General features: G+C 65.0%; 26 protein-coding genes and 1 tRNA gene. 16 read left to right on the forward strand and 11 right to left on the reverse strand.

The annotated features are described in order from the left end of the window. Nucleotides 1-112 precede the first annotated feature (112 nt). Entirely contained in the window at nt 113-508 is a 396-nt protein-coding gene (gene msrB / locus ACWKWX_RS07495; protein WP_416423118.1) for a peptide-methionine (R)-S-oxide reductase MsrB, read from the reverse strand. Between the two features lie 167 nt (nt 509-675). On the opposite strand from msrB, the gene ACWKWX_RS07500 reads away from it, so the two are divergent. Together ACWKWX_RS07500 and htpX are read left to right on the forward strand one after the other, a co-directional pair. Then, entirely contained in the window at nt 676-1,887 is a 1,212-nt protein-coding gene (locus ACWKWX_RS07500) for a pyridoxal phosphate-dependent aminotransferase (RefSeq protein WP_416423117.1), read from the forward strand. A 260-nt stretch (nt 1,888-2,147) separates the two neighbouring features. Beyond that, the gene (htpX, locus tag ACWKWX_RS07505; RefSeq protein ID WP_416423116.1) at nt 2,148-3,035 is read left to right on the forward strand and encodes a protease HtpX; all 888 of its coding nucleotides are present in this window, start codon (nt 2,148-2,150) and stop codon (nt 3,033-3,035) included. 105 nt (nt 3,036-3,140) lie between these two features. Here the strand turns inward: htpX and ACWKWX_RS07510 are convergent, their stop codons facing one another. Beyond that, a complete protein-coding gene (locus tag ACWKWX_RS07510) occupies nt 3,141-3,794 on the reverse strand; it encodes a thiopurine S-methyltransferase (protein WP_483827393.1) in 654 nt (217 codons plus the stop codon). Between the two features lie 102 nt (nt 3,795-3,896). Between ACWKWX_RS07510 and ACWKWX_RS07515 the strand changes: the two genes are divergently transcribed. After that, on the forward strand, nt 3,897-4,664 hold the full coding sequence (locus ACWKWX_RS07515; RefSeq protein ID WP_483827394.1) for a DODA-type extradiol aromatic ring-opening family dioxygenase: 768 nt from the start codon (nt 3,897-3,899) through the stop codon (nt 4,662-4,664). Between the two features lie 138 nt (nt 4,665-4,802). On the opposite strand, the gene ACWKWX_RS07520 is transcribed toward ACWKWX_RS07515, so the two are convergent. Then, complete coding sequence (locus ACWKWX_RS07520) at nt 4,803-6,467, reverse strand: DEAD/DEAH box helicase (protein ID WP_473005826.1); 1,665 nt, start codon at nt 6,465-6,467, stop codon at nt 4,803-4,805. Nucleotides 6,468-6,859: 392 nt separating this feature from the next. Here ACWKWX_RS07520 and ACWKWX_RS07525 point away from each other — a divergent pair, with 392 nt between their 5' ends. Further along, nucleotides 6,860-7,651: a crotonase/enoyl-CoA hydratase family protein gene (locus ACWKWX_RS07525; RefSeq protein WP_416423113.1), complete on the forward strand. Its 792-nt coding sequence runs from the start codon at nt 6,860-6,862 to the stop codon at nt 7,649-7,651. Between the two features lies 1 nt (nt 7,652). On the opposite strand, the gene ACWKWX_RS07530 is transcribed toward ACWKWX_RS07525, so the two are convergent. Continuing rightward, on the reverse strand, nt 7,653-8,354 hold the full coding sequence (locus ACWKWX_RS07530; protein ID WP_483827440.1) for a spermidine synthase: 702 nt from the start codon (nt 8,352-8,354) through the stop codon (nt 7,653-7,655). Nucleotides 8,355-8,625: 271 nt separating this feature from the next. Between ACWKWX_RS07530 and ACWKWX_RS07535 the strand changes: the two genes are divergently transcribed. Continuing rightward, the gene (locus ACWKWX_RS07535; RefSeq protein WP_416423112.1) at nt 8,626-9,972 is read left to right on the forward strand and encodes a class II 3-deoxy-7-phosphoheptulonate synthase; all 1,347 of its coding nucleotides are present in this window, start codon (nt 8,626-8,628) and stop codon (nt 9,970-9,972) included. A 107-nt stretch (nt 9,973-10,079) separates the two neighbouring features. On the opposite strand, the gene ACWKWX_RS07540 is transcribed toward ACWKWX_RS07535, so the two are convergent. Both ACWKWX_RS07540 and ACWKWX_RS07545 read right to left on the reverse strand, forming a co-directional pair. Next, a complete protein-coding gene (locus tag ACWKWX_RS07540) occupies nt 10,080-11,270 on the reverse strand; it encodes a winged helix-turn-helix domain-containing protein (protein WP_483827395.1) in 1,191 nt (396 codons plus the stop codon). 58 nt (nt 11,271-11,328) lie between these two features. After that, a complete protein-coding gene (locus ACWKWX_RS07545; RefSeq protein WP_416427557.1) occupies nt 11,329-11,550 on the reverse strand; it encodes a DUF1127 domain-containing protein in 222 nt (73 codons plus the stop codon). Nucleotides 11,551-11,646: 96 nt separating this feature from the next. On the opposite strand from ACWKWX_RS07545, the gene ACWKWX_RS07550 reads away from it, so the two are divergent. The 3 genes from ACWKWX_RS07550 (at nt 11,647) to ACWKWX_RS07560 (ending at nt 13,652) form a co-directional block, all read left to right on the forward strand. After that, nucleotides 11,647-12,501, forward strand: a complete 855-nt coding sequence (locus tag ACWKWX_RS07550) for a LysR family transcriptional regulator (protein WP_416423110.1) — start codon at nt 11,647-11,649, stop codon at nt 12,499-12,501. Between the two features lie 131 nt (nt 12,502-12,632). Continuing rightward, entirely contained in the window at nt 12,633-13,106 is a 474-nt protein-coding gene (locus ACWKWX_RS07555; protein ID WP_416423109.1) for a MarR family winged helix-turn-helix transcriptional regulator, read from the forward strand. Nucleotides 13,107-13,232: 126 nt separating this feature from the next. Then, on the forward strand, nt 13,233-13,652 hold the full coding sequence (locus ACWKWX_RS07560; RefSeq protein WP_416423108.1) for an organic hydroperoxide resistance protein: 420 nt from the start codon (nt 13,233-13,235) through the stop codon (nt 13,650-13,652). 77 nt (nt 13,653-13,729) lie between these two features. Here the strand turns inward: ACWKWX_RS07560 and ACWKWX_RS07565 are convergent, their stop codons facing one another. Together ACWKWX_RS07565 and earP are read right to left on the reverse strand one after the other, a co-directional pair. After that, complete coding sequence (locus ACWKWX_RS07565; RefSeq protein ID WP_008370499.1) at nt 13,730-14,299, reverse strand: elongation factor P; 570 nt, start codon at nt 14,297-14,299, stop codon at nt 13,730-13,732. 47 nt (nt 14,300-14,346) lie between these two features. Then, complete coding sequence (gene earP / locus ACWKWX_RS07570) at nt 14,347-15,480, reverse strand: elongation factor P maturation arginine rhamnosyltransferase EarP (protein ID WP_483827396.1); 1,134 nt, start codon at nt 15,478-15,480, stop codon at nt 14,347-14,349. Between the two features lie 103 nt (nt 15,481-15,583). Here earP and ACWKWX_RS07575 point away from each other — a divergent pair, with 103 nt between their 5' ends. Both ACWKWX_RS07575 and ACWKWX_RS07580 read left to right on the forward strand, forming a co-directional pair. After that, the gene (locus ACWKWX_RS07575; protein WP_483827397.1) at nt 15,584-15,952 is read left to right on the forward strand and encodes a hypothetical protein; all 369 of its coding nucleotides are present in this window, start codon (nt 15,584-15,586) and stop codon (nt 15,950-15,952) included. Nucleotide 15,953: 1 nt separating this feature from the next. Then, complete coding sequence (locus tag ACWKWX_RS07580) at nt 15,954-16,436, forward strand: GreA/GreB family elongation factor (protein WP_483827398.1); 483 nt, start codon at nt 15,954-15,956, stop codon at nt 16,434-16,436. 287 nt (nt 16,437-16,723) lie between these two features. On the opposite strand, the gene ACWKWX_RS07585 is transcribed toward ACWKWX_RS07580, so the two are convergent. Further along, nucleotides 16,724-17,644, reverse strand: a complete 921-nt coding sequence (locus ACWKWX_RS07585) for a LysR family transcriptional regulator (protein ID WP_416423104.1) — start codon at nt 17,642-17,644, stop codon at nt 16,724-16,726. 124 nt (nt 17,645-17,768) lie between these two features. Between ACWKWX_RS07585 and ACWKWX_RS07590 the strand changes: the two genes are divergently transcribed. Further along, nucleotides 17,769-18,518, forward strand: coding sequence for a 3-oxoacyl-ACP reductase family protein (locus ACWKWX_RS07590; RefSeq protein ID WP_416423103.1), 750 nt, complete (start codon nt 17,769-17,771; stop codon nt 18,516-18,518). Here the strand turns inward: ACWKWX_RS07590 and ACWKWX_RS07595 are convergent. Next, a complete protein-coding gene (locus ACWKWX_RS07595; RefSeq protein WP_416423102.1) occupies nt 18,470-19,390 on the reverse strand; it encodes a LysR family transcriptional regulator in 921 nt (306 codons plus the stop codon). The genes ACWKWX_RS07590 and ACWKWX_RS07595 overlap by 49 nt on opposite strands. Before the next feature lie 105 nt (nt 19,391-19,495). Here ACWKWX_RS07595 and ACWKWX_RS07600 point away from each other — a divergent pair, with 105 nt between their 5' ends. Beyond that, nucleotides 19,496-20,695 (forward strand): MFS transporter, encoded by a 1,200-nt coding sequence (locus tag ACWKWX_RS07600; protein WP_483827399.1) that lies wholly within the window; start codon nt 19,496-19,498, stop codon nt 20,693-20,695. Nucleotides 20,696-20,731: 36 nt separating this feature from the next. Beyond that, a complete protein-coding gene (locus ACWKWX_RS07605) occupies nt 20,732-21,124 on the forward strand; it encodes a hypothetical protein (protein ID WP_416423100.1) in 393 nt (130 codons plus the stop codon). Between the two features lie 111 nt (nt 21,125-21,235). On the opposite strand, the gene ACWKWX_RS07610 is transcribed toward ACWKWX_RS07605, so the two are convergent. After that, nucleotides 21,236-21,325, reverse strand: a tRNA-Ser gene (locus ACWKWX_RS07610). A gap of 271 nt (nt 21,326-21,596) precedes the next feature. Here ACWKWX_RS07610 and ACWKWX_RS07615 point away from each other — a divergent pair. The 3 genes from ACWKWX_RS07615 to ACWKWX_RS07625 all read left to right on the forward strand — a co-directional run bounded on the left by ACWKWX_RS07615 (nt 21,597) and on the right by ACWKWX_RS07625 (nt 24,213). Next, nucleotides 21,597-22,292, forward strand: a complete 696-nt coding sequence (locus ACWKWX_RS07615; RefSeq protein ID WP_483827400.1) for a crotonase/enoyl-CoA hydratase family protein — start codon at nt 21,597-21,599, stop codon at nt 22,290-22,292. 156 nt (nt 22,293-22,448) lie between these two features. Further along, nucleotides 22,449-23,168 carry a lysophospholipid acyltransferase family protein gene (locus ACWKWX_RS07620; RefSeq protein ID WP_483827401.1) on the forward strand — a complete coding sequence of 240 codons (720 nt, stop codon included), beginning with the start codon at nt 22,449-22,451 and terminating at the stop codon, nt 23,166-23,168. A gap of 73 nt (nt 23,169-23,241) precedes the next feature. Beyond that, nucleotides 23,242-24,213, forward strand: coding sequence for a magnesium and cobalt transport protein CorA (locus tag ACWKWX_RS07625; protein WP_416423096.1), 972 nt, complete (start codon nt 23,242-23,244; stop codon nt 24,211-24,213). Nucleotides 24,214-24,291: the final 78 nt, after the last annotated feature.

Raw genomic sequence — 24,291 nt, forward strand, 5'->3', positions numbered from 1 at the left:
ATTCAATTGCACACAATTTAAATAACATCCCGTAGCAGCGGCCGAAGGCCGCGTCCTGGCCGAGGGTGCGCGGCGCCTGGGACGCGGCCTGGGGCCGCTGCTACGGGAATTGTTACTCGCGGGGTACCAGGTCCAGGCACACCGAGTTGATGCAGTAGCGCAGGCCGGTCGGCGGCGGGCCGTCGGGGAACACATGGCCCAGGTGGGCGTCGCAGGTCGCGCAGGTGACTTCGGTGCGGATCATGCCGTGGCTGGTGTCACGGATCTCGATCATCGCACTGTCTTCGATCGGCGCGTAGAAGCTCGGCCAGCCGCAACCGGAATCGAACTTGGTGGTCGAATCGAACAGTGCGGCATTACAGCACACGCAATGGTACACGCCATCGGTCTTGGTGCTGTTGTACTTGCCCGTGAACGGGCGTTCGGTGGCCTTGAGGCGGCAGACGTTGTATTGCTCGGGGTCGAGCATCGCCTTCCATTCTTCCTCGGTCTTGGTGAACTTGGTCATCGGGTTACCTCGGCAGCTGAAAAACCCCGATCTGTCCCTTTTCCGGGGATCGGGTGGCACGTATGATTGCGCCTTGTTCAGACCCCAGTCTGTCACCCACGCCAGGCGCATTCAATTTCATTTTCACCGCGCCATCTCGCGGCACTTTTTTTCCTTGGGATTCCATCATGCAGGTCAGCAAATCGAACAAGCTCGCCAACGTCTGCTATGACATTCGCGGGCCGGTGCTCAAGCACGCCAAACGCCTGGAGGAGGAAGGCCACCGCATCCTCAAGCTGAACATCGGCAACCCGGCGCCGTTTGGCTTCGAGGCGCCGGACGAAATCCTCCAGGACGTGATCCGCAACCTGCCCACCGCCCAAGGGTACAGCGACTCCAAGGGCCTGTTCAGCGCGCGCAAGGCCGTGATGCAGTACTACCAGCAGAAGCAGGTGGAAGGCATCGGCATCGAGGACATCTACCTGGGCAACGGCGTCTCCGAGCTGATCGTGATGGCCCTGCAGGCCCTGCTCAACAACGGCGACGAGGTGCTGGTACCGGCGCCTGACTACCCGCTGTGGACCGCCTCGGTGAGCCTGGCCGGCGGCCACGCCGTGCACTACCTGTGCGACGAGCAGGCCAACTGGTGGCCTGACCTGGACGACATCAAGGCCAAGATCACCCCCAACACCAAGGCCATGGTGATCATCAACCCGAACAACCCCACCGGCGCGGTGTATTCGAAGGAAGTGCTGCTGGGCATGCTGGAAATCGCCCGCCAGCACAACCTGGTGGTGTTCTCCGACGAGATCTACGACAAGATCCTCTACGACGACGCCGTGCACGTGTGCACCGCTTCGCTGGCCCCGGACCTGCTGTGCCTGACCTTCAACGGCCTGTCCAAGTCCTACCGCGTGGCCGGCTTCCGTTCCGGCTGGATCGCCATCTCCGGGCCCAAGCACAACGCCCAGAGCTACATCGAAGGCATCGACATCCTGGCCAACATGCGCCTGTGCGCCAACGTGCCGAGCCAACACGCCATCCAGACCGCCCTGGGCGGCTACCAGAGCATCAACGATCTGGTACTGCCCAACGGCCGCCTGCTGGAGCAGCGCAACCGCACCTGGGAACTGCTCAATGACATTCCTGGCGTGAGCTGCGTGAAGCCCATGGGCGCGCTGTACGCGTTCCCGCGCATCGACCCGAAAGTGTGCCCGATCCACAACGACGAGAAGTTCGTGCTGGACCTGCTGCTGTCGGAAAAACTGCTGGTGGTGCAGGGCACCGCATTCAACTGGCCATGGCCTGACCACTTCCGCGTGGTCACCCTGCCGCGCGTCGACGACCTGGAACAGGCCATCGGCCGCATCGGCGGCTTCCTGAAGAACTACAAGCAGTAATACCCCCCCGTAGCAGCTGCCGCCAGGCTGCGTCAGCCCCACCCCGTGGAGCCCTGACGCAGCCTGGCGGCAGCTGCTACGCATTTGGTAACACTTCTCCGAACAACCACTGATCCCGCCACCCCACGGCGGTAGCGCCCTGCTGTCTAGAATCATGGTTGTGACACAGTTTGAAATAGTCGCGTTGTTGAATCGCCGGGGCCCTCCCCTTATATACCCGTCAACGCGACAATTTCTTCCGTCAGGAGTACGTAACAACCATGATGCGCATCTTGCTGTTTCTAGCCACCAACCTTGCGGTCGTGCTGATTGCCAGCATCACCCTGAGCCTTTTTGGCTTCAACGGGTTCATGGCAGCCAACGGCGTGGATCTGAACCTCAAACAACTGCTGGTCTTCTGCGCCGTGTTCGGCTTCGCCGGCTCGCTGTTCTCGCTGTTCATCTCCAAGTGGATGGCGAAAATGAGCACCAGCACGCAAATCATCAGCCAGCCACGCACCCGCCACGAACAGTGGCTGCTGGCGACCGTTGAACAGCTGTCCCGCGAGGCCGGCATCAAGATGCCCGAGGTGGGCATCTTCCCGGCCTACGAGGCCAACGCCTTCGCCACCGGCTGGAACAAGAACGATGCCCTGGTGGCGGTCAGCCAGGGCCTGCTGGAGCGCTTCTCGCCCGACGAGGTGAAAGCGGTGCTGGCCCACGAGATCGGCCACGTGGCCAACGGCGACATGGTCACCCTGGCGCTGGTGCAGGGCGTGGTGAACACCTTCGTGATGTTCTTCGCGCGCATCATCGGCAACTTCGTCGACAAGGTCATTTTCAAGAACGAGGAAGGCCAGGGCATGGCCTACTACATCGCGACCATCTTCGCCGAACTGGTGCTGGGTATCCTGGCCAGCGTCATCGTCATGTGGTTCTCGCGCAAGCGTGAATTCCGCGCCGACGAAGCCGGCGCTCGTCTGGCGGGCACCGGGGCGATGATCGGCGCCCTGCAGCGCCTGCGCTCGGAACAGGGCGTGCCAGTGCACATGCCTGACACCCTGACCGCCTTCGGCATCAACGGCGGCCTCAAGCACGGCCTGGCTGGCCTGTTCATGAGCCACCCACCGCTGGAAGACCGCATCGAGGCGCTGCGCCGCCGCGGTTGATGGAGGCGCAACACCACCTGTAGCCGCTGCCGTAGGCTGCGCTGGCCCTGAGCCACACTGGAGATCTCCAGCGTACACAAGGGCCAGCGCAGCCTGCGGCAGCGGCTACGAGGTGAGGTGGTAGGCGCGCTCGTGCAGGCGCTGGGCGCCGGCATCGACGAACTTGCCGCCCTCCCCCAGGATGTCCCGGCACTCCAGCTGCTCGACCTGCCACTGGCCGCCCCACAACGCCTGCACTTCATCATCCGGCACCGCGAACGGCGGCCCGGGGAGCACGTCCTGGTCGTAGTCCAGCGTCACCAGCAGCCCCGCGCAGCCTTTGGGCAGAATCGCCGTCAGGTGCTGCACGTAGCGGCGACGCATGTCCGGCGGCAAGGCAATCAGCGCAGCGCGGTCATACAGCGCCGTACAACCGGCCACGTCCTGCGCCGTCAGCGCGAAGAAATCCCCGCACCACAGCTGCACATCACCCGCCTGGTAGCGCGTGAACGCGCCCTCGGCGTGTACTTGGGGCTGCAGCTGCTGCTCATGGAAAAATGCCTGCACGGCCTTCTCCGCCAGCTCCACGCCCAGCACCCGCACGCCCTGCCCCGCCAGCCACGCCAGGTCCAGGCTCTTGCCGCACAAGGGCACCAGCACCTGGGCGCCAGGCGCAACGCCCAGGGCCGGCCAATGGCGTTGCAGGTACGGGTTGACCTGCGCCTGGTGAAAACCGATCTGGTTGCGCTGCCAGCGCTCCTGCCAAAAATCAGCCTGCATGCTTTACCCCATCAATTCGATCAAACGGCACTAAAACTTATATTAGATTTAGATCAATCACTGGCCGATGATAATCCCATCTCAACGCTCAGGACTTCAATCATGCTGCCCAGCCTGTTCATCTCCCACGGTTCGCCCATGCTCGCCCTGCAGCCCGGCGCCAGCGGCCCGGCACTGGCCAGGCTGGCCGCCGAACTGCCGCGCCCAAAAGCCATCGTGCTGGTGTCGGCGCACTGGGAAAGCCGCGAGCTGCTGGTGGCCAGCAGCCCGGCCCCGGAAACCTGGCACGACTTCGGCGGCTTCCCGCCCGAGCTGTTTGCCGTGCAATACCCCGCCCCCGGCGAACCCGCCCTGGCCGCGGACATTGCCCAGCGCCTGACCGACGCCGGCCTGCCGGCGCGCCTGGACCCACAACGGCCGTTCGACCACGGCGCCTGGGTGCCGTTGTCGCTGATGTACCCGGCGGCCGACATTCCGGTGGTGCAGGTGTCGCTGCCCAGCCGCCTGGGGCCGCAGCTGCAACACCTGGTGGGCCAGGCCCTGGCCGGCTTGCGCGGCGAAGGCGTGCTGCTGATCGGCTCGGGCAGTATCACCCACAACCTGCGCGAACTGGACTGGCACGCCGGCCCGGAAAGCGCCACGCCGTGGGCCAAGGCCTTCCGCGACTGGATGCTGGAGAAACTGCAGGCCGATGACCAGGCCGCGCTGTTCGACTACCGCCAGCAGGCGCCCTTTGCGGCGAAGAACCACCCCAACGACGAGCACTTGTTGCCGCTGTACTTCGCCCGCGGCGCAGGCGACACCTTCGGCCTGGCCCACGCGGGCTGGACCCTGGGCGCGCTCGGCATGGATATCTATCGCTTCGATTGACAGACGCAGCCTGCGGCAGCTGCTACGCAGGGCCTCTGTAGCAGCGGCCGCAGGCCGCGTCCCGCCCCACACGCAGGCAAAAAAAATCCCCGGCACCAGGCCGGGGATTTTTCATTTCAGATCAGCCGCAAGGCAGGATCAGTCTTCGCGATAGCGACGCAGCTTCAGCTGCTTGCCGGCAACGCGAGTGTCCTTGAGCTTGGCCAGCAGCTTCTCCAGGCCTTCCTCAGGCAGCTCGACCAGGCTGAAGCTGTCGCGTACCTGGATACGGCCGATCGCTTCGCGGGCCAGGCCGCCTTCGTTGAGGATGGCGCCCAGCAGGTTCTTCGCGGCGATACCGTCGCGAGCACCCAGGGCAGTACGGCAGCGTGCACGGCCTTCGCCCAGAGGCATTGGCGCGCGACGCTCGCGGTCACCACGCTCAGGACGGTCACCACCGGTACGCTCACGCGGCGCGCTGGTCGGCACCAGTGGCTGCTCGCGCTCTACCGCTTCCAGGGTCAGCGCCTGGCCATTGGTGGCCTTGCGCAACAGGGCAGCGGCCAGGGCACGTGGAGTGCAGCCGATGTCAGCGGTCAGGCGGTCCAGCAGGTCGCCATGGGTGGCTTCTGCGTCGGCAACCAGCGGCGCCAGGCCGTTGGTCAGCTTCTTGATGCGGGCATCAAGCACAGCTTGGGCGTTCGGCAGGCGAACTTCGGCAACCTTCTGGCCAGTTACACGTTCGATGACCTGCAGCATGCGGCGCTCACGCGGGGTAACCAGCAGCAGGGCACGGCCTTCGCGACCGGCACGGCCAGTACGGCCGATACGGTGAACGTAGGACTCTGGGTCGTACGGCATGTCGACGTTGAACACGTGAGTGATGCGCGGTACGTCCAGGCCACGGGCAGCGACGTCGGTAGCGACGACGATGTCCAGGCGGCCATCCTTCAGCGAGTCGATGACGCGCTCACGCTGGTTCTGGGCAATGTCGCCGTTCAGGGCGGCAGCCTTGTAGCCTTTGGCTTCAAGGGCGCTGGCCAGGTCCAGGGTGGCTTGCTTGGTACGCACGAAGGCGATCAGGGCGTCGAACTCTTCCACTTCCAGCAGGCGCAGGACAGCGGAAGTCTTCTGGTCAGCGTGAACCAGCAGGTGAGCCTGCTCGATCGCGGTAACGGTCTGGGTCTTGCTCTGGATCTTGACGTGTTTCGGGTCTTTCAGGTGACGCTCGGCGATTGCGCGGATCGACTGCGGCAGGGTAGCCGAGAACAGTACGGTCTGACGCGACTCGGGCATGGCCTTGAAGATGACTTCCAGGTCGTCCATGAAGCCCAGCTTGAGCATTTCGTCGGCTTCGTCGAGAACCAGGTGGTTCACGGTGGCCAGGACCTTCTCGTCACGACGCAGGTGGTCGCACAGACGGCCAGGGGTTGCCACGACGATTTGCGCGCCGTTGCGGATAGCTTTCAGTTGCGGGCCCATCGGGGCACCGCCATACACGGCCACTACGGTAACGCCAGGCATCTGCTTGGCGTAGGTTTCGAATGCAGTGGCTACTTGCAGCGCCAACTCACGGGTTGGCGCCAGGATCAGGGCTTGCGGCTCGCGCTTGCTCGGGTCGATGCGATTCAGAATCGGCAGTGCGAAGGCAGCGGTTTTACCGGTACCAGTCTGCGCCTGGCCGATCATGTCATGACCTTCCAGGATGATTGGGATCGATTGCTGCTGAATAGCCGACGGCTCTTCGTAGCCAGTCGCGATGACGGCTGCAACAATGTTCGGGTTAAGTCCGAGAGCGGCGAAGCCGCCGGTTTCCTGGGTCATGGGTCTGCCTCTAAGTGCATCCGCAAAGACCCATGCTCCAAAGCTGCGCATGCCTTGTAAGACTCGAGAGTCACCCTGGCAGCTTTGTCGGCGGGGATTTGCGAAAACGATTGAATGAAAAAAAAGAAACGTTAGGAAGAGTCCGCGGAACGGACGTGCAGTCGAAGTTGTCTTCGGGGGATTGCGCTACCTAAACGTGGCCTGATTAAAGACCGGCGCGCACTATACCTGAAATCGCCGTGCACGTGAGAGTTTTTTATTGTTATCAGACGGCTGAACCCACGATTGTCACAGGCTTTGCGCAACATCGGCCACGCGTCTATTTTGCTAGAGACCTGCGCGCCCGGCGCCCCGGCTTAATCGTTTCACCCCTTGCCCCCGAGGATGCCGATATGAGCCAACCCTGCCCCGGCCACGTCAGCCGCGAACTGCGTGGCAACGTGATGTTGATCGGCCTGGACCGCGCCGCCAAGCGCAACGCCTTCGACCTGCCCCTGCTGGAACAATTGAGCCTGGCCTACGGCGAGTACGAGCGCGAGCCCGCCGCCCGCGCCGCGGTGCTGTACGGCCACGGCGAGCACTTCAGCGCCGGCCTCGACCTGGCGGCGGTGAACACCGCCTTCGTGCAGGGCTGGAAGCTGCCGGAAGGCGGCCTGGACCCGTGGCGCGTGGGCCTGGGGCCGACCTTGAGCAAACCGCTGATCGTCGCCGCCCAAGGCTATTGCCTGACCATCGGCATCGAGCTGATGCTGGCCGCCGACATCAACCTGTGCGCCAGCAACACGCGCTTCGCGCAGATGGAGGTGCAGCGCGGCCTGTTTCCCTTCGGCGGCGCCACCGTGCGCCTGCAACAGATAGCCGGCTGGGGCAACGCCATGCGCTGGCTGCTGACCGGTGACGAGTTCGACGCCCACGAGGCCCTGCGCCTGGGGCTGGTGCAGGAAGTGATGGCCAGCGAGGACCTGCTACCCAACGCCCTGCACCTGGCCGAACGGATTGCCGCCCAGGCGCCGCTGGGCGTCAAGGCCACCCTGGCGTCGGCGCGGCTGGCGGTGCTGGAGGGCGAGGCGGCCAGCGTCGCCACCCTGCACGCCCAGGCGCACCTGCTGCTGGGCAGCGACGACGCCCGCGAAGGCCTGGCGGCGTTTCACGAGCGCCGGCCCGGCACCTTTACCGGGCAGTGACTCAGGAGGCCGGGCGCAGCTGCGCGATCAGCGCCTGCAGCGAGTAGCCCAGGCGCGGCGCCAGGGCATCGGCGCGGGCTTTCAGGCCGTCGAAGTCGAGGTCCTGGTCCAGCTCGGCGGGAATGATCAGGATCACATTGCCCTCGGTCACCGGCAGCTCCCAGTAGTGGCGGTGGTACAGCCCGCGCAGCAGCGCCGCGCCCAACGGCTTGCCGTCATCGCCCGCCCACTGGTTGATGACCAGCCAGCCGCCCGGGTTCAGGCGCTTCTGGCAGTCTTCCAGGAAACGCCAGGCCAGATGGCCCACGCCAGGGCCGTGGTCGGTGTACAGGTCGACGAAAATCAGGTCCGCCGGCTCCGCGGTGGGCAACAGCTCGATGGCGTCGCCGGTGCGGATGTACAGCCGCGGGTCGTCGTCCAGGCCCAGGTACTCGATGGCCAGGCGCGGCACGTCGGGGCGCAGCTCGATGGCCTCGACGTCCTCCAGCGGCAGGAACTTCAGGCACGCCTGGGTCAGGGTGCCGGCGCCCAGCCCCAGGAACAGCGCGCTCTCGGGCTGTTCGTGGCACAGCGCGCCAATCAGCATGGCGCGGGTGTAGTCATACTCCAGCCAGCTGGGGTCGGCGGTGAACACACAGCTCTGCTCGATGGCATCGCCAAACTCCAGGAAGCGGTAATCCTCCACTTCCAGCACACGGATCATGCCGAACTGATCATGCACTTCGGCCAGCAGACGCTCGACGCGCTCACGGGTTACTTCGGGTTCGTTGTCTTGCACCACGGGCGCTCATCAAGCCTGGAAAAATGCGATTGTCGCATTTATTGGCCCAGCGCACACCGTAGCAGCGGCCCTTGTGGGAGCTGGCTTGCCAGCGAGCTGTTGAGCATTAAAAGCTCGCTGGCAAGCCAGCTCCCACAGGGCGTGACGGTGGTACCATCGACTCACCTATCAACACCTTGCATAAGAGCCTGTCATGAGCCTTCCGTGGAGCCCCGACAGCTGGCGCGCCTTGCCGATCCAGCAACAACCCTTCTACCCCGATGCCAGCCGCCTGGCCCACGTGGAGCAGACCCTGGCCAGCTACCCGCCGCTGGTGTTCGCCGGCGAGGCCCGCGAGCTGCGCCGGCAGTTCGCCGAGGTTACCCAGGGCCGCGCATTCCTGCTGCAGGGCGGCGACTGCGCGGAAAGCTTCGCAGAGTTCTCGGCGGCGAAGATCCGCGACACCTTCAAGGTGCTGCTGCAGATGGCCATTGTCATGACCTTTGCCGCCGGCTGCCCGGTGGTGAAGGTGGGGCGCATGGCCGGGCAGTTCGCCAAGCCGCGTTCGGCCAATGACGAAACCATCGACGGCGTCACCCTGCCCGCCTACCGCGGCGACATCGTCAACGGCATCGGCTTCGACGAGAAAAGCCGCACCCCCGACCCGGAGCGCCTGCTGCAGGCCTACCACCAGTCCACGGCCAGTCTCAACCTGCTGCGCGCCTTCGCCCAGGGCGGTTTCGCCGACCTGCACCAGGTGCACAAGTGGAACCTGGACTTCATCGCCGAATCGGCGCTGGCGCACAAATACCACCAGCTGGCCGACCGCATCGACGAAACCCTGGCGTTCATGCGTGCCTGCGGCCTGGACAGCGCGCCGCAACTGCGCGAAACCAGCTTCTTCACCGCCCACGAGGCGCTGCTGCTCAACTACGAAGAAGCCTTCGTGCGCCGTGACAGCCTGACCAACGACTACTACGACTGCTCGGCGCACATGCTGTGGATCGGCGACCGCACCCGCCAGCTCGACGGCGCCCACGTGGAGTTCTTGCGCGGGGTGAACAACCCCATCGGCGTCAAGGTCGGCCCGAGCATGCAGCCCGACGAACTGATCCGCCTGATCGACGCCCTCAACCCGGACAACGACCCCGGCCGCCTGAACCTGATCGCACGCATGGGCGCCGGCAAGGTCGCCGACCACCTGCCCCGCCTGTTGCGCACGGTGAAGGCCGAGGGCCGCCAGGTGCTGTGGAGTTCCGACCCCATGCATGGCAACACCATCAAGGCCAGCAGCGGCTACAAGACCCGTGACTTCGCGCAGATCCTCAGCGAGGTGAAGCAGTTCTTCCAGGCCCACGAGGCCGAGGGCACCTACGCTGGCGGCATCCACATCGAGATGACCGGGCAGAACGTCACCGAATGCATCGGCGGCGCCCGGCCGATCACCGAAGATGGCCTGTCGGACCGCTACCACACCCACTGCGACCCGCGCATGAACGCCGACCAGTCGCTGGAACTGGCGTTCATGATCGCCGAGACGCTGAAGCAGGTCCGCCGCTAGATTACCGCCACCGCAGCCCCGTAGCCGCTGCCGCCAGGCTGCGCTGGCCCTTGGGCACACTGAAGATTCTCGGTGTGGCTCAGGTCCAGCGCAGCCTGCGGCAGCGGCTACAGAAATGGCGTATGGCGTTGGCACTCCAGGGTGACCGACGCCAGGCCCAGCCACCCTGCCATCGCCTTCAACTGCCCGGCCAGGGCCGCCAGGCCCTCGGCGTCCAGGCGCCCTTGTTCATCGTGCACCGCCAGCACGCGCAGCTCACCCGTGGCGCGTGCCGCCCGCACGTCCACCCGCGCCACGATCTGCTCGTTGTGCAGGAACGGCAGCACGTAATAGCCGTACACGCGCTTGTGCGACGGCGTGTAGATCTCCAGCCGGTAGCGAAAATCGAACAGCCGCTCGGTGCGGTCGCGCTCCCACACCAGCGAATCGAAGGGCGACAGCAAGGCGCTGGCCGTGACCTGGCGCGGGATGCGCACCTGACGCAGCAGGTACGCCGGCTGTGACCAGCCCTCTACGCTGCAACGCTGCAGCTGGCGGTCGTCCACCAGCTCGGCCAGGCGCGCGCGGGTGTCGCCAGGCTCCAGGCGAAAGTAATCACGCAGGTCTTTCTCGGTGGCCACGCCCAACGCGGTGGCCGCGTGCAGCAACAGCTGACGCTGGGCCTGGGCCAGGCTGGGCGCAGGCGCTGCCAGCAACGCCGCCGGGATCACCCGTTCGGGCAAGTCATAAAGACGCTCGAAGCCACGCCGCCCCGCCACCGTCAGCTCGCCGGCGGCGAACAGCCACTCCAGCGCATGTTTTTCCGCGCTCCAGTCCCACCAGGGCCCGGCGCGCTCCTGGCGGGTGGACAGGCTGCCAGCGCCAAGGGCGCCCTGCTCGCGCACGGCATCCAGCACCCGCGCCAGCACCGGCTTCTGCTCCAGGCCAAAGCGCGCCAGCTGCTTGTAGATGCCCCTGCCCTGGGCAGCCCTGGCCATGCGCCAGGCCATGGCCGGGTAAAGCTCCAGGGGCAGCAGCGAGGCTTCGTGGCCCCAGTATTCGAACAGCTTGCGCTGGCGCCCACGGCCCCAGGCCATGTCATCAAGCAGGCCGTGGGAGTAAGCGCCCAGGCGCGAAAACAGCGGCAGGTAATGGGAACGCACCACGGCGTTCACCGAGTCGATCTGCAGCACGCCCAGGCGCTGCACCATTTTCAGCAGGTGCCCGGGCGCCAGCGCCGTGCGCAACGGCCGCGGGGCGAACCCCTGAGCGGCCAGCGCGAGGCGCCGGGCCTGGGCAATGGACAGTGAGTCGGGCATGCACCACTCCTTGTGAACCTGCCCTACGTTAGCCCTGGCACCGGCGCCTCGCCAGCGCTTATTTCTTCAGTGGATCATCCCAGAACGGCCGTTCGGTCTCGCGACTGACGTCGGCCCGCGACATGCCGATGTCCTTGAGCATGTCGTCACTCATGGCCGCCAGTTGCCGGCGCTCCCAGGCCAACTGCCGCCAGCGCCGCACACGCTGCAACAGGCCCTGGAACGACACGCCGTGGAACGGCACCCGCATCACCAGCACATAACCTTTTTGACCTTTCATCATCCGACCCTCCAGTTGGGGATGACTCAGTGTCGCGCCGGGCTTATGATCAATCCAACGAATGTTTCTTATGCGTAGCATCTCGGAGATTGATGAATGTCCCAGTACCAGAGCATCGACTCAGAGGTGTTGCGCACCTTCGTCGCCATCGCCGATGAGGGCGGCTTTACCCGTGCCGGCGAGCGCGTCAACCGCACCCAGTCGGCGGTGAGCATGCAGATGAAACGCCTGGAGGAAGACATCCTCCAGCGCCAGCTGTTCGAGCGCGACGGCCGCCAGGTACGCCTGACTGCCGAAGGCCAGATCCTGCTGGGCTATGCGCGGCGCATCCTCAAGCTGCACAGCGAAGTGTTCACCACCCTGCGCGAGCCGCACATGGTCGGCACGGTGCGCATCGGCACGCCGGACGACTACGCCATGCGTTTCCTGCCCGGCATCCTCTCGCAATTCGCCCAGGCCTACCCGCTGGTGCAGGTCGAGGTGCATTGCGAAAGCTCCAAGCAACTGATGCAGCGCCAGGACCTGGACCTGACCATCGTCACCCGCGAGCCCGGCAGCGAGATCGGCCAGATGCTGCGCCACGAACGTTTCGTGTGGGCCCAGGCCATCGGCTTCAACCCCGTGGAGCAGAACCCCATCCCGCTGGCCATGTTCAACAACGACTGCTTCTGCCGCATCTGGGCCTGCAACGCCCTGGACGCGCGGCAAAAGCCCTACCGCATCGCCTACTCCAGCCCCAGCCTGGCGGCGATCATGGCAGTGGTCAGCGCCGGCCTTGCGGTAACCGCGCAGCTGCAGAGCCTGATTACCCCGGACCTGCGCATCCTCGGTGAAGCCGAGGGCCTGCCACAGCTGCCCATGGCGAGCATCATGCTGCTGCGCAACGACAGCACGCAGAACGCGATCACCGACTGCCTGGCCGACCATATCGCCGAGGGCTTCAAGTTGTAATTTAACGAACTATGGGCGTGGTCCGTGGCTCAAACCTTTCAAGAAGCCGCCCATACGGCCATGATGAATTAGCTGGCGCGTTAAACACCTCGACGCTAAATTCGCCCGCTTCAATTGAATCAAGGATCAGCATGAACGCCGACCGCCCCACTTCCAGCGCTGCCGAAGGCCATTGCGACGATCTGCTGCTCGACAGCCAATTGTGCTTTGCCCTGTACTCCACCTCCCTGCTGATGACCAAGGTCTACAAACCGCTGTTGCAAGCCCTGGAGCTCACCTACCCGCAGTACCTGACCATGATGGTGCTGTGGGAAAAGGACGGTTTGACCGTGGGCGAAATCAGCACCCGGCTGCTGACCGACCCCGGTTCGCTGACCCCGCTGCTCAAGCGCCTGGAAGCCGAAGGCCTGCTCAGCCGCACCCGCAGCCGTGAAGACGAGCGCGTGGTGATCGTGCAACTCACCGACCAGGGCCGCGCCCTGCGCGAGAAGGCCAAGACCATCCCCGGCTGCATCCTGGCCGCCACCGGCGAGACCGTGGAACGCCTGAAAAAGCTGCAGGGCGACCTGCTGGAGCTGCGCGGCAACCTGCACGAAAGCCTCTGATTCCCGCCCACGGGTGCGCCGTTCGTCGTGCCCTTCGATTATTTATCTTGCGCGCAAACTATTAGCGCACTAATCTAACCCCGTACCCAGACAACACCCCCAAACATTCAGCCTTGAGGTGTCACCATGCAAACACTCTATACTGCAACCGTAACTGCAACCGGTGGTCGTGATGGCCGCGCCGTGTCCAGCGACAACATCCTTGACGTGAAACTGGCCACCCCCAAGGCACTGGGCGGCGCCGGCGGCGAAGCCACCAACCCTGAGCAGCTGTTCGCCGCCGGCTACTCGGCCTGCTTCATCGGCGCGCTGAAATTCGTCGCCGGCCAGGCCAAGCGCGCCCTGCCCGCCGACACCCGCATCACTGCCGAAGTGGGCATCGGCCAGATCCCTGGCGGTTTCGGCCTGGACATCGACCTGCGCATCAGCCTGCCGGGCCTGGAACAAGCCGACGCCCAGGCGCTGGTAGACGCCGCCCACCTTGTGTGCCCGTACTCCAACGCCACCCGCGGCAACGTGGATGTACGCCTGCACGTGGCGGTGTAAGCCTGCGGCGCACAAATCCCAGGCACAAAAAAGCCCGACTCATGGTCGGGCTTTTTGTTACGCAGGAAGGGCCAGAATTACTTGGCGCGACCTTTGTACGAACCGCCTTCGCGGGTATCGATCTCGATCATGTCGCCGATCTCGATGAAGTCGGCAACGCTCAGCTCGGTGCCATTCTTCAGTTTGGCAGGCTTCATGACCTTGCCGGAAGTGTCGCCACGAGCCGAACCTTCGGTGTAGTCGATCTGACGCACGATAGTGGTCGGCAGCTCAACGGAAACCAGGCGGCCTTCGAAGAACACGGCTTCGCAGACGTCGGTCATGCCTTCTTCAACGAATGGCAGTACCGATTCGATGTCTTCGGCGTTCAGCTCGTACATGGTGTAGTCAGTGGTGTCCATGAACGTGTAGGAGTCACCGCTGATGAAGGACAGGGTGGCTTCCTTGCGATCCAGGATCACGTCGTCCAGCTTGTCGTCGGCGCTGTAGACGGTTTCAGTCTTGTAGCCGGTCAGCAGGTTCTTCAGCTTGGTCTTCATGATCGCGCTGTTACGGCCCGACTTGGTGAATTCAGCTTTCTGAACCAGCCAAGGGTCGTTGTCGATACGGATCACGGTACCGGGTTTAAGCTCTTTACCAGTTTTCATTGCGAATATCCGAATTTGGATGGATTTACAAAAATCTAGGCCGCGTATCATATCCAATTTCGGTAAAACTGTACCAGCGCCGTCGCAAGATCAGGCTGAGCGGCCTGTTTTTCGCCCCATTGGCGGGCATTGGCGGCCAGCTCCGGCCAGTGTTCCAGCACCCGGCGCCAGCTGTCGGCCATGGCCAGGCCCTGGTTCCAGGCGCGCCACAGGTCGGTCAGCGCCTGCCCCGCCGCCGGGCTCAAGGCTTCGACATAGAGCGCCAGGAAGGCTTCGAGCTTCTCCCAGTGCGCGTACTCTTCCTGTTCATAGATGTGCCACAACAGCGGTTGCCCTGCCCACTGCGCGCGCACGAACGAGTCTTCGCCGCGCACGGCGTTGAAGTCGCAGCTCCACAGCAGCAGGTCGTACTGGTCCTGGCGGACGAACGGCACCACCTGCACGGTCAGGGCGCCACGACGATGCACGGCGCCCACCGCCAGCTCATCCACTGCCAACCACGCCTGCACGTCCCCCAGCACACGGCCCTGGGGCACCAGCACGTGGGTGGGCGAGGCATCGGCGGCCATGGCGTCGAACCACCCGGCCAGGCTGGAGTTCTCGTAGGCAAACAACGACACCAGCCGGGCGCCTGGGGCCACCGTCACGCCCAGGCTGGCCAGGAACGCGCGGCGCGCCTCGGGGTCGGCCTGGAACGCCTGGCGGCGCGCCAGCAAGCCGCTTTCACGCAACAACCCACCGGTTTTCTCGACAAAGCCGGGAAAGAAGAAATACTTCTGCAGGCGGTCCGGCTGCGGCGACGGCAGGCCATGGCAACCCGACACCCAGCCTTCGGCGCTGAGGTATTCCAGGTTCAGCCACAGCGCGGGTACAGCGCGGGCGGCCAGGGCCGCGCGATAGTCGGCCGGCAGTTTGCAGCCGAAGGCTTCGATGACCACGTCGGCGGCCTGCACGGCGGGCCACTGCTGCGGCCACTGGCAAATCTCCACGCCTTCGTGGCGCTGGCTGGCCAGGCTCGGCTGCACCGCCGGCCACAGCCGCTCGAACGATTTCAGGTCGTCGACCCACAGGCGCACGGCCACGTCATGTTCGGCGGCCAGCTGCCGGGCCAGGCGCCAGGTCACGCCGATGTCGCCGAAGTTGTCGACCACACAGCAGAAAATGTCCCAGGAGGCTTTCATGTTCGCTTCCATCACGCCCTCCGGGCAAAATCGGGCATTGTAGAGGCAAAGTCATCGCTCGTGAGACAATCATAACCTTGCCCGCGCCGCCAGGAGGCCCGTCATGCCTTACCGTCCCAATCACCGCCAATTGCTCGTCACCCTCAACCCCGCGCAACTGGTGGGCTGCATTGCCCTGGGTATCTGGCTGGGGTTCCTGGCCATCGCCCTGACCACCTGGCTGGGCTACAAGCTGTTCTTCAACGCGCCGCTGACCGTGGCCACCCCGGCGCCACCGCCGCCGGCCATGCGCGCCCCGGACGACAGCTCGGCCATGTTCGACCAGTACAAGGACAACCTGCGCCGCCAGGAACAGAGCCAGGGCGACGCGCAGAATCACAGCCAGGACCCCAAGTGCCAGTTCTGGCTGCAGCAGGACCGCACTGCCCCGACCGACAAGAGCCGCACCAATGTACTCAAGTTCTGCAACTGAAATGGACAAGCACGCCCTGCGGCAGCTGATCGTCGAACGCCTGGCGCAAGATTTCGAGGTGCTGCAGCGCGCCGCCCAGACCGCCTACGAAACCGCGACCCACGAAGAGAACGTCGCCGAAAACAAATACGACACCCTGGGCCTGGAGGCTTCGTACCTGGCCACCGGGCAGGCACGGCGCATGGAAGAAATCCGCCAGGCGCAGGGGCTGTACCAGCAGTTGACCCTGCGGGAATACGACGCACAGCGTGGCATCGAAGTCGGCGCGCTGGTGACCCTGGAGGCCGAGAACGGCCAGCTGCAGTGGATGTTCCTGGGGCCCGAGGCGGCGGGATTGAAAATTACCCTGGACGGGCGCCTGGTCACCGTCATCACCCCGCGCTCGCCGCTGGGGCAGAGCCTGCTGGGCAAGCGCGAGGATGACGAGGTCAACATCACCGTGGCAGCCGTGCGCCAGGCCTATACCGTCATCCACGTCACATGACCCGTAGCAGCGGCCACCAGGCCGCGTCCCCAGGCGCCGCGCTTTTCCAGGTATACCGCGTTGGGGGCGGACGCAGCCTACGGCAGCTGCTACGGGTCATCCACGCCGCATGACCCGTAGCAGCGGCCACCAGGCCGCGTCCCCAGGCGCCGCGCTTTTTCCATAGCCTGTGGGAGCGGGTTCTACCCGCGAAAAGAACCCTGCGCAATACCTGACACCCGGTGGCGTCCTTTTCGTGGGCAGAGCCCACTCCCACGCAAGGAAGGCAAGTGCAGGTACGGGAGCCGTCAGGCGGTGAAACGCTCGGCCAGGCGCTGGGCCGTGAACTGCTCCAGCAGATAATCGATGAACGCCCGGGTCTTGCCCGGCAGCAATTTATGCTCGGCGTAGTACAGCCAGATATGCCCATCATCCACGTACCAGTCCGGCAGCACCCGCTGCAACGTCCCCGCCTGCAGGTACGGCACCGCAAACGGCATGCTCACCAGGGCAATGCCCAAATCCTGCTGCGCCGCCACGCACGCCGCGTCGGAATCGCTGAGGGTCATGCGCGCCGGCAAACGCAATTCTGCCTGCGCCTGCTGGCGCCCGGTCAACGGCCAACTGCGCACCCGCCCGGTCTGCGGCGAGCGGATCAGGATACCGTCCTGCTGCTCCAGGTCTTCGGGGGTGCGCACCGGTCCGCGCCGCGCCAGGTAGCCGGCTGACGCCACCAGCACCCGATGGGCCGGCGCCAGCTTGCGCGCCACCACGCCCTGGGGCAGCTCGAACCCGCCGCCGATGGCGGCATCGAAGCCCTGGCCAATCAGATCGACCTGGCGGTTGTCGAAATGCCAGTCCGGGGCAATGTCCGGGTAACGGCGCAGGAACTCACCCAGCAGCGGCACCACGTACAGGCGCCCGAACACCGTGCCCATGCTGACCCGCAAGGTGCCCGCCGGCTGCCCCTGGGCACCGGCCAGGTTGGCCACGGCATTCTGGATCACCCCGAAGCTGGCGCTGACTTCCGCCAGGAAGCGCTGCCCCGCCTCGGTCAGGGTCAAGCGCCGGGTGCTGCGCTGGAACAGGCGCACGCCCATGCGCGCTTCCAGCCGCGCCACGTTCTTGCCCACCGCTGCGGGCGTCAGGTGCAGGCGCCGCGCCGCCTCGGCGAAGCTACCGGCTTCGGCGCTGCGGACAAAACACTCTATGCTGCTGAAGGTTTCCATGGCCGCTATTCGATACCGTTGGTTTACACAGCCTATCTCAACCATGGTCTACCGGCAGCATAATCAGCAGTCGATACTGAACCCATCAACCAAGGCATTCCGCCTTGGCAACTGGAGCACCCTCATGTCGAATCAAGCGAAACTCAGCGGCAAAGTGGCCCTGGTACAAGGCGGTTCCCGCGGCATCGGCGCCGCCATCGTCAAGCGCCTGGCCAGCGAAGGCGCTGCCGTGGCCTTCACCTACGTCAGCTCCCAGGCCCCGGCCCAGGCACTGGCCGACAGCATCACCGCCGAGGGCGGCAAGGCCCTGGCCATCAAGGCCGACAGCGCCGACGCCGACGCCATTCGCGGCGCCGTGGAACAGACCGTGCAAACCTTCGGTCGCCTGGACATCCTGGTCAACAACGCCGGCGTGCTGGCCCTCGGCCCATTGGCCGAGTTCAGCCTGGAAGACTTCGACCGCACCTACGCCGTCAACGTGCGCAGCGTGTTCATCGCCAGCCAGGCGGCTGCCAGGCACATGGGCGACGGCGGGCGCATCATCAACATCGGCAGCACCAACGCCGACCGCATGCCCTTTGAAGGCGGTGCCGCCTACGCCATGAGCAAATCGGCGCTGGTGGGCCTGGTGAAAGGCCTGGCCCGCGACCTCGGCCCGCGCGGCATCACCATCAACAACGTCCAGCCCGGCCCGGTGGACACCGACATGAACCCGGCCAACGGCGACTTCGCCGACATCATGCTGGGCTTCATGGCGGTGAAACGCTACGGCCATGCCGACGAGATCGCAAGCTTCGTCAGCTACCTGGCCGGCCCGGAAGCGGGCTACATCACCGGCGCCAGCCTGACCATCGACGGTGGCTTCGGCGCCTGATCGGCCAGGGTCTGTTCGAGCATCGCGACAAAGGCCTGGGCGGCCGGGGTCGGGGTGTTCGACCAGATGGCGTAGACGCGGCGCACCGGCGCATCGCTGATCGGCACCGCCACTACCCCTTCGAACCCCTGGGCCACGGCGGCAGGCACGAGCCCTACCGCCAGGCCACGGCGCACGAATTGCTCCACCAGGCGCATGTCGGTGATCTCGAACTGCACCCGGTGCGCCAGGTTGGCGGCCGCAAACGCTTCGTCCGTCTGCCGCCGCGCGCCGGTACCCGCTGCAAAATCCACCAACGGCTGATCCGCCAACTGCGCCAACGGCAAGCGCTGCGCGGCCGCCAACGGATGCCCCGGCGCCAGCACCGCCACCAGTTCTTCATCCACCAACGCCCTGAGCGCCACCCCCTCCACCGGCGCACCCGGCCACACGCCGATCATGGCCACGTCCATGCGCCGCCCGCGCACCTCCTCCACCATCCATTCACTGCGCCCCACATTCAGGTGGATATCCACCTGGGGGTATTGCTGGTGGAAGGCAGCGATGTGTTCCACCAGGTCCAACCCGGTCAGCGACGAGATCATGCCCAGGCTCAAGCGCCCGCGCACCTGGCCACAGGCCGCCGCCACGTCGTCGCCAATGCGCCGGGTGGCGTCCAACGCGGCACGGGCACTGCGCACGAACGCCTCGCCCGCCGGGGTCAACGCCACCCGCCGCGAGGTGCGCTCGAACAACTGCGCCCCCAGCTGGCGCTCCAACCGTGCGATCTGGTGGCTGAGCGCCGACTGCACCGTGTGGCAGCGCGCCGCCGCGCGGGTGAAGCTGCCTTCGTCGGCCACCGCCAGGGCGTATTCGATCTGCTTGAGGTTCATGGCACTCATCTCATTTCACGATCATTCCGATGACAACAATACATTGGTGTCATGGATAGCCAGTACCGATACTTGCCCCGACTGCCACTGCCTTGGAAAGCCGCCATGTCTTCGCCCCGTGAAAAACCGTTGAGCAGCGCCCTGATCCTGCTGATGGCCATCGCCACCGGCCTTACAGTAGCCAGCAACTATTACGCCCAGCCGTTGCTGCACACCATTGCCCAGCACCTGGGCCTGAGCGCCGCCAGCGCCGGCACCATCGTCATCACCGCGCAGCTGAGCTACGGCGCCGGGCTGTTCCTGCTGGTGCCGCTGGGCGACCTGCTGGAGCAGCGCCGCCTGATCGTCACCATGACCCTGCTCAGCGCCGCCGGGCTGCTAATCAGCGCCTTCGCCCCCAACCTGCCGCTGCTGTTGCTGGGCACCGCCATGACCGGCCTGTTCTCGGTGGTGGCCCAGGTGCTGGTGCCCATGGCCGCCAGCCTGGCGGCGCCCGAGCATCGCGGCCGGGTGGTGGGCACGCTGATGAGCGGCCTGCTGCTGGGCATCCTGCTGGCGCGCACGGCGGCCGGGCTGGTGTCTTCACTGGCCGACTGGCGCACCATCTACCTGCTGGCTGCCGCGTTGCTGAGCCTGTGCGCCATTGCCCTGGGGCTGTCGCTGCCGCGCCGGCAACAGTCGGCCGGGCTCAGCTACCCGCAACTGCTGGCCTCGGTGCTGACCCTGTTCGTGGAAGAACCGGTGCTGCGCCTGCGCGCCTGGCTGGGCCTGTTGTCGTTCTGCCTGTTCGGCCTGTTCTGGACACCCCTGGCGTTCCTGCTGGCCGCCCCGCCCTACGGCTATTCAGATGCCGCCATCGGCCTGTTTGGCCTGGCGGGTGCCGCCGGCGCCCTGGCTGCCAGCGCTGCCGGCCGCCTGGCCGACCGCGGCAAGGGCAACCTGGCCACCCTCATCGGCCTCGCCGCCCTGCTCGCGGCCTGGCTGCCCCTGGCACTCGCCGGGCAATCACTGTGGGCCCTGCTGGCCGGCGTGCTGATCCTCGACCTGGCCGTGCAACTGACCCACGTCAGCAACCAGAACGCCGTCTACGCCCTGCGCCCCCAGGCGCGCAACCGCCTGAACGCCGGCTACATCACCTGCTACTTCATTGGCGGCGCCATGGGCTCGGCCCTCGGCACGCAATTGTTCAGCCGCTTCGGCTGGTCGGGCATTGTCACCGCAGGCGCCGCCATCAGCGTGCTGGCCCTCGGCCTGTGGCTGTGGCGCAGCAGCCCGAAATCGTCGCCTCTCGTCGCGCGACATTGACTTGCGTCAGCGTTGAGCTATTCCAAAGGTTTGAAAATGAATGCATTCAACCTGGAAATCCCCACCATGAAGCTGACAATAAAAGCCGGTGATTTCTTGCAGTGCGAAGGCGAGTACAGCAATGGATCGCTCACACTCAAGACTGCCAACCACCCTTCCCCCGGGGAACGGATCCCCCTCAACCGCATCAAGAACATCACCGTCGCCAACCACGAGGTCAACCGCAGCCTGGGCGGCGCCATCGGCTGGGGCTTTGCCGGCGCCCTGGTCGCCGGCCCCATCGGCCTGGTGGCGGGCCTGTGGCTGGGCGGCAAGGAAGAACAGGTGACGTTCATCGCCACCTTGAAGGACGGCCGCAAACTGACGGCGGTGGCAGATAGCCGGACGTTTTCGAAGTTGAATGGGAGGTTGCAGGGGTTGCATGCGTAAGGAAGCTCTCTCCCGGTAGCCGATCGGCTACCCATCTTGCTCACACAAACGCGACACAAACAAAAAACCCCTGAAACGTTGCCGCTTCAGGGGTCTCTTGCGTATCGAATATGGCGGTGAAGAAGGGATTCGAACCCTTGATACAGTTTCCTGTATACACACTTTCCAGGCGTGCTCCTTCAGCCACTCGGACACTTCACCGTTTTCTCTTCAAACATGTTCTGTCTGTCGAGGCGCGCTAATGTAGTCGAAAGCTTTTCTGATGGCAAACATTTTTTTCAATTTTTTCATGCAGTTATGCCGATCCGGGGAAAACGGCCTGTGTTCGGGGCAAACCGGCCATGGCGGGCGGGGGTTGCCCGGCCGGTACGGGTGGCGGCGGCAAGCGTGACTGGTGGGTCAGTCACGGCGCTTTACCTGGCCCTGCGGGCTGGGTAACGTCAGCGGCAAAACCCTAACAAGGAACACCGTCATGAGCGAGTTGATCGATTACCACCTGGAAGATGGCATTGCCACGCTGACGCTGAGCAACGGCAAGGTCAACGCGATTTCCCCGGAGGTCATCGCCGCCTTCAATGCAGCGCTGGACCGTGCCGAGCAGGATCGCGCCGTGGTCATCATCACCGGCCAGCCTGGCATCCTGAGCGGCGGCTATGACCTCAAGGTCATGACCGCCGGCCCGCAACAGGCCATCGGCCTGGTCACGTCGGGCTCGACCCTGGCGCGCCGGTTGCTGTCGCACCCCTTCCCCGTCGTCGTCGCCTGCCCGGGCCATGCCGTGGCCAAGGGTGCGTTCCTGCTGCTGTCGGTGGATTACCGCATCGGCGTCGAGGGGCCGTTCAGCATCGGCCTGAACGAGGTGCAGATCGGCATGACCATGCACCACGCCGGTATCGAGCTGGCCCGTGATCGCCTGGGCAAGGCAGCGTTCCATCGTTCGGTGATCAATGGCGAGATGTTCACGCCCGGGACGGCCGTGGACGCAGGCTTCCTCGACGTGGTTGTGCCGGCCGAGCAATTGCGCGAGCAGGCGCTGGCGGCAGCGCAGCAGTTGAAGAAGATCAACATGAGCGCCCATCGCAAGACCAAGCTCAAGGTACGCAAGGCGCTGCTGGAGCTGCTGGACGACGCGATCATCCGCGACCAGGAGCATTCGGTTACGGCGTGAGGTTGAAGTGTGGCCGGACGCGGCCTGGCGGCCGCTGCTACGGGACTGGGGTGTAGCAGCGGCCCGTGGGCCGCGTCAGGGCTATCCATATAGTTAATTGATCCAACCGCAGCCCCGCCCTTAAACTCCAGCGCTCTGCCAAAGGTGAGTCGCTGGATGCTTTTTATCGTTCGCATGTTTCTGATGGGGCTGCATTTCCTTGCAGTGGGTGGCGTGGGCCTGGTGATAGGGCTGTGCCGCCCCTTTCATCCCGACAACAGCCGGGTGTTCGCCCGCCTGTATTCGCGACCGGCCCTCAAGATCCTCGGGGTCGACCTGGACGCCCAGGTGGGCCCGCTGTTCGACCAGCCGCCCGGCTGCGTGATCATCGCCAACCACCAGTCCAACTACGACCTGTTCATGCTCGGCAAGGTGGTGCCACGCCGCACGGTGTGCATCGGCAAGAAGAGCCTGAAGTGGGTACCGTTCTTCGGACAGCTGTTCTGGTTGGGCGGCAACGTGCTGATCAACCGTGACAATGCCTACCAGGCGCGCCGTGCGTTGCAGACCACCACCCGCACCCTGCAGCGCGACACGTCGATCTGGGTGTTCCCCGAAGGCACGCGCAATGCCAGCAACGACCTGCTGCCCTTCAAGAAAGGCGCGTTCCAGATGGCCATCGACGCCGGCGTGCCCATCGTGCCGCTGTGCGTGAGCCGCTACACCCGCAGCGTGCGCCTGAACCGCTGGCGCGCCGGGCGCATTGCCGTGCGCTCGCTGCCGGCCATTTCCACCCAGGGGCTGACCAGCAAGGACATCCCGGAACTGATGCGCCAGTGCCGCGAGCAGATGCAGCAGTGCATCGACGGCCTCGACCAGGACGTGCGAAGCGCTTGAACCCCGCGCCGCTTGCCGACTCTCAACACTGAGGCCAAGCTGCATTCACTGCCACCAGAACAAGAGCCAAACCATGGGTCGAGTCGTTGCCGCGGCGGTCTACAGCGCCGGGAAGAAAGTCGTTGATATCAGCCTTGATCAAGGCGCTGCCTGGGCCAAGAAGCCCGGGCACTTCGTGTGGATCGGGCTGGAACAGCCCAATGCCGCGGAACTGGCCAACCTGCAGCGCCAGTTCGGCCTGCACGAACTGGCCATAGAAGACGCGCTGGAAAAACACAGCCGGCCGAAGCTGGAAACCTTCGGCGACGCGCTGTTCATCGTCACCTATTCGCCGGTGCGCCAGGACGGCAAGCTGGAGTTCATCGAAACCCACATTTTTGCCGGCAAGGGGTACATCATTACCGCCCGCAACGGCCACTCGGCGTCGTACTCGCTGGTGCGCCAGCGCTGCGAGGCGCGGCCGTTGCTGCTGGAGCACGGCGAGGACTTCGTGCTGTATGCCCTGCTGGACTTCGTTACCGAGAACTACCAGCCGGTGAGCGAGGCCATCCACGCCGAGATCGAGCAGATCGAGGCCGCGGTGCTCGCCGACTGCCTGCGCGAGGCCGACGTGCAGCGCCTGCACAGCCTGCGTCGGGAGCTACTGCGCCTGCGCCGCTACGTGGCGCCCATGGTGGAGATCAGCGAAGAACTGCAGCGCCTGGACTTCCCGTTCATCGACCGGAACATGCGCCCTTATTTCCGCGACGTGGAGATCCATGTGACGCGGCAGATGGAAGACCTGGGCACCATGCGCGACATCGCCAGCCAGACCATCGAGGTGGGCATGCTGCTGGAGTCGTCGCGGCAAAGCATCGTGCAGCGCAAGTTCGCCGCCTGGGCGGCCATCCTGGCGTTTCCCACGGCGGTGGCGGGCATCTACGGAATGAACTTCCAGAACATGCCGGAGCTGCACTGGCAGTACGGCTACTTCGTGGTGCTGGGGGCGATTGCGGTGGGGTGCGGGGCGTTGTACGCCAGCTTCAAGCGCTCCGGCTGGTTGTAACAAAACACTCGATCATGTGGGAGCTGGCTTGCCAGCGAGCTGTTGAGGCCCTAAAAGCTCGCTGGCAAGCCAGCTCCC

The sequence above is a fragment of the Pseudomonas imperatae genome, from assembly GCF_057128625.1.

Coding starts and splice junctions, on each gene's coding strand:
- ACWKWX_RS07605 (WP_416423100.1), top strand. CDS start 20,732: ATGAATGCATTCAACCTGGAAATCCCCACCATGAAGCTGACAATAAAA.
- ACWKWX_RS07615 (WP_483827400.1), top strand. CDS start 21,597: ATGAGCGAGTTGATCGATTACCACCTGGAAGATGGCATTGCCACGCTG.
- ACWKWX_RS07595 (WP_416423102.1), bottom strand. CDS start 19,390: ATGAACCTCAAGCAGATCGAATACGCCCTGGCGGTGGCCGACGAAGGC.
- earP (WP_483827396.1), bottom strand. CDS start 15,480: ATGAAAGCCTCCTGGGACATTTTCTGCTGTGTGGTCGACAACTTCGGC.
- ACWKWX_RS07565 (WP_008370499.1), bottom strand. CDS start 14,299: ATGAAAACTGGTAAAGAGCTTAAACCCGGTACCGTGATCCGTATCGAC.
- msrB (WP_416423118.1), bottom strand. CDS start 508: ATGACCAAGTTCACCAAGACCGAGGAAGAATGGAAGGCGATGCTCGAC.
- ACWKWX_RS07545 (WP_416427557.1), bottom strand. CDS start 11,550: ATGAAAGGTCAAAAAGGTTATGTGCTGGTGATGCGGGTGCCGTTCCAC.
- ACWKWX_RS07525 (WP_416423113.1), top strand. CDS start 6,860: ATGAGCCAACCCTGCCCCGGCCACGTCAGCCGCGAACTGCGTGGCAAC.
- ACWKWX_RS07600 (WP_483827399.1), top strand. CDS start 19,496: ATGTCTTCGCCCCGTGAAAAACCGTTGAGCAGCGCCCTGATCCTGCTG.
- ACWKWX_RS07530 (WP_483827440.1), bottom strand. CDS start 8,354: ATGATCCGTGTGCTGGAAGTGGAGGATTACCGCTTCCTGGAGTTTGGC.
- ACWKWX_RS07500 (WP_416423117.1), top strand. CDS start 676: ATGCAGGTCAGCAAATCGAACAAGCTCGCCAACGTCTGCTATGACATT.
- ACWKWX_RS07555 (WP_416423109.1), top strand. CDS start 12,633: ATGAACGCCGACCGCCCCACTTCCAGCGCTGCCGAAGGCCATTGCGAC.
- ACWKWX_RS07580 (WP_483827398.1), top strand. CDS start 15,954: ATGGACAAGCACGCCCTGCGGCAGCTGATCGTCGAACGCCTGGCGCAA.
- ACWKWX_RS07560 (WP_416423108.1), top strand. CDS start 13,233: ATGCAAACACTCTATACTGCAACCGTAACTGCAACCGGTGGTCGTGAT.
- ACWKWX_RS07535 (WP_416423112.1), top strand. CDS start 8,626: ATGAGCCTTCCGTGGAGCCCCGACAGCTGGCGCGCCTTGCCGATCCAG.
- ACWKWX_RS07625 (WP_416423096.1), top strand. CDS start 23,242: ATGGGTCGAGTCGTTGCCGCGGCGGTCTACAGCGCCGGGAAGAAAGTC.
- ACWKWX_RS07515 (WP_483827394.1), top strand. CDS start 3,897: ATGCTGCCCAGCCTGTTCATCTCCCACGGTTCGCCCATGCTCGCCCTG.
- ACWKWX_RS07590 (WP_416423103.1), top strand. CDS start 17,769: ATGTCGAATCAAGCGAAACTCAGCGGCAAAGTGGCCCTGGTACAAGGC.
- ACWKWX_RS07540 (WP_483827395.1), bottom strand. CDS start 11,270: ATGCCCGACTCACTGTCCATTGCCCAGGCCCGGCGCCTCGCGCTGGCC.
- ACWKWX_RS07510 (WP_483827393.1), bottom strand. CDS start 3,794: ATGCAGGCTGATTTTTGGCAGGAGCGCTGGCAGCGCAACCAGATCGGT.
- ACWKWX_RS07585 (WP_416423104.1), bottom strand. CDS start 17,644: ATGGAAACCTTCAGCAGCATAGAGTGTTTTGTCCGCAGCGCCGAAGCC.
- ACWKWX_RS07620 (WP_483827401.1), top strand. CDS start 22,449: ATGCTTTTTATCGTTCGCATGTTTCTGATGGGGCTGCATTTCCTTGCA.
- ACWKWX_RS07520 (WP_473005826.1), bottom strand. CDS start 6,467: ATGACCCAGGAAACCGGCGGCTTCGCCGCTCTCGGACTTAACCCGAAC.
- htpX (WP_416423116.1), top strand. CDS start 2,148: ATGATGCGCATCTTGCTGTTTCTAGCCACCAACCTTGCGGTCGTGCTG.
- ACWKWX_RS07550 (WP_416423110.1), top strand. CDS start 11,647: ATGTCCCAGTACCAGAGCATCGACTCAGAGGTGTTGCGCACCTTCGTC.
- ACWKWX_RS07575 (WP_483827397.1), top strand. CDS start 15,584: ATGCCTTACCGTCCCAATCACCGCCAATTGCTCGTCACCCTCAACCCC.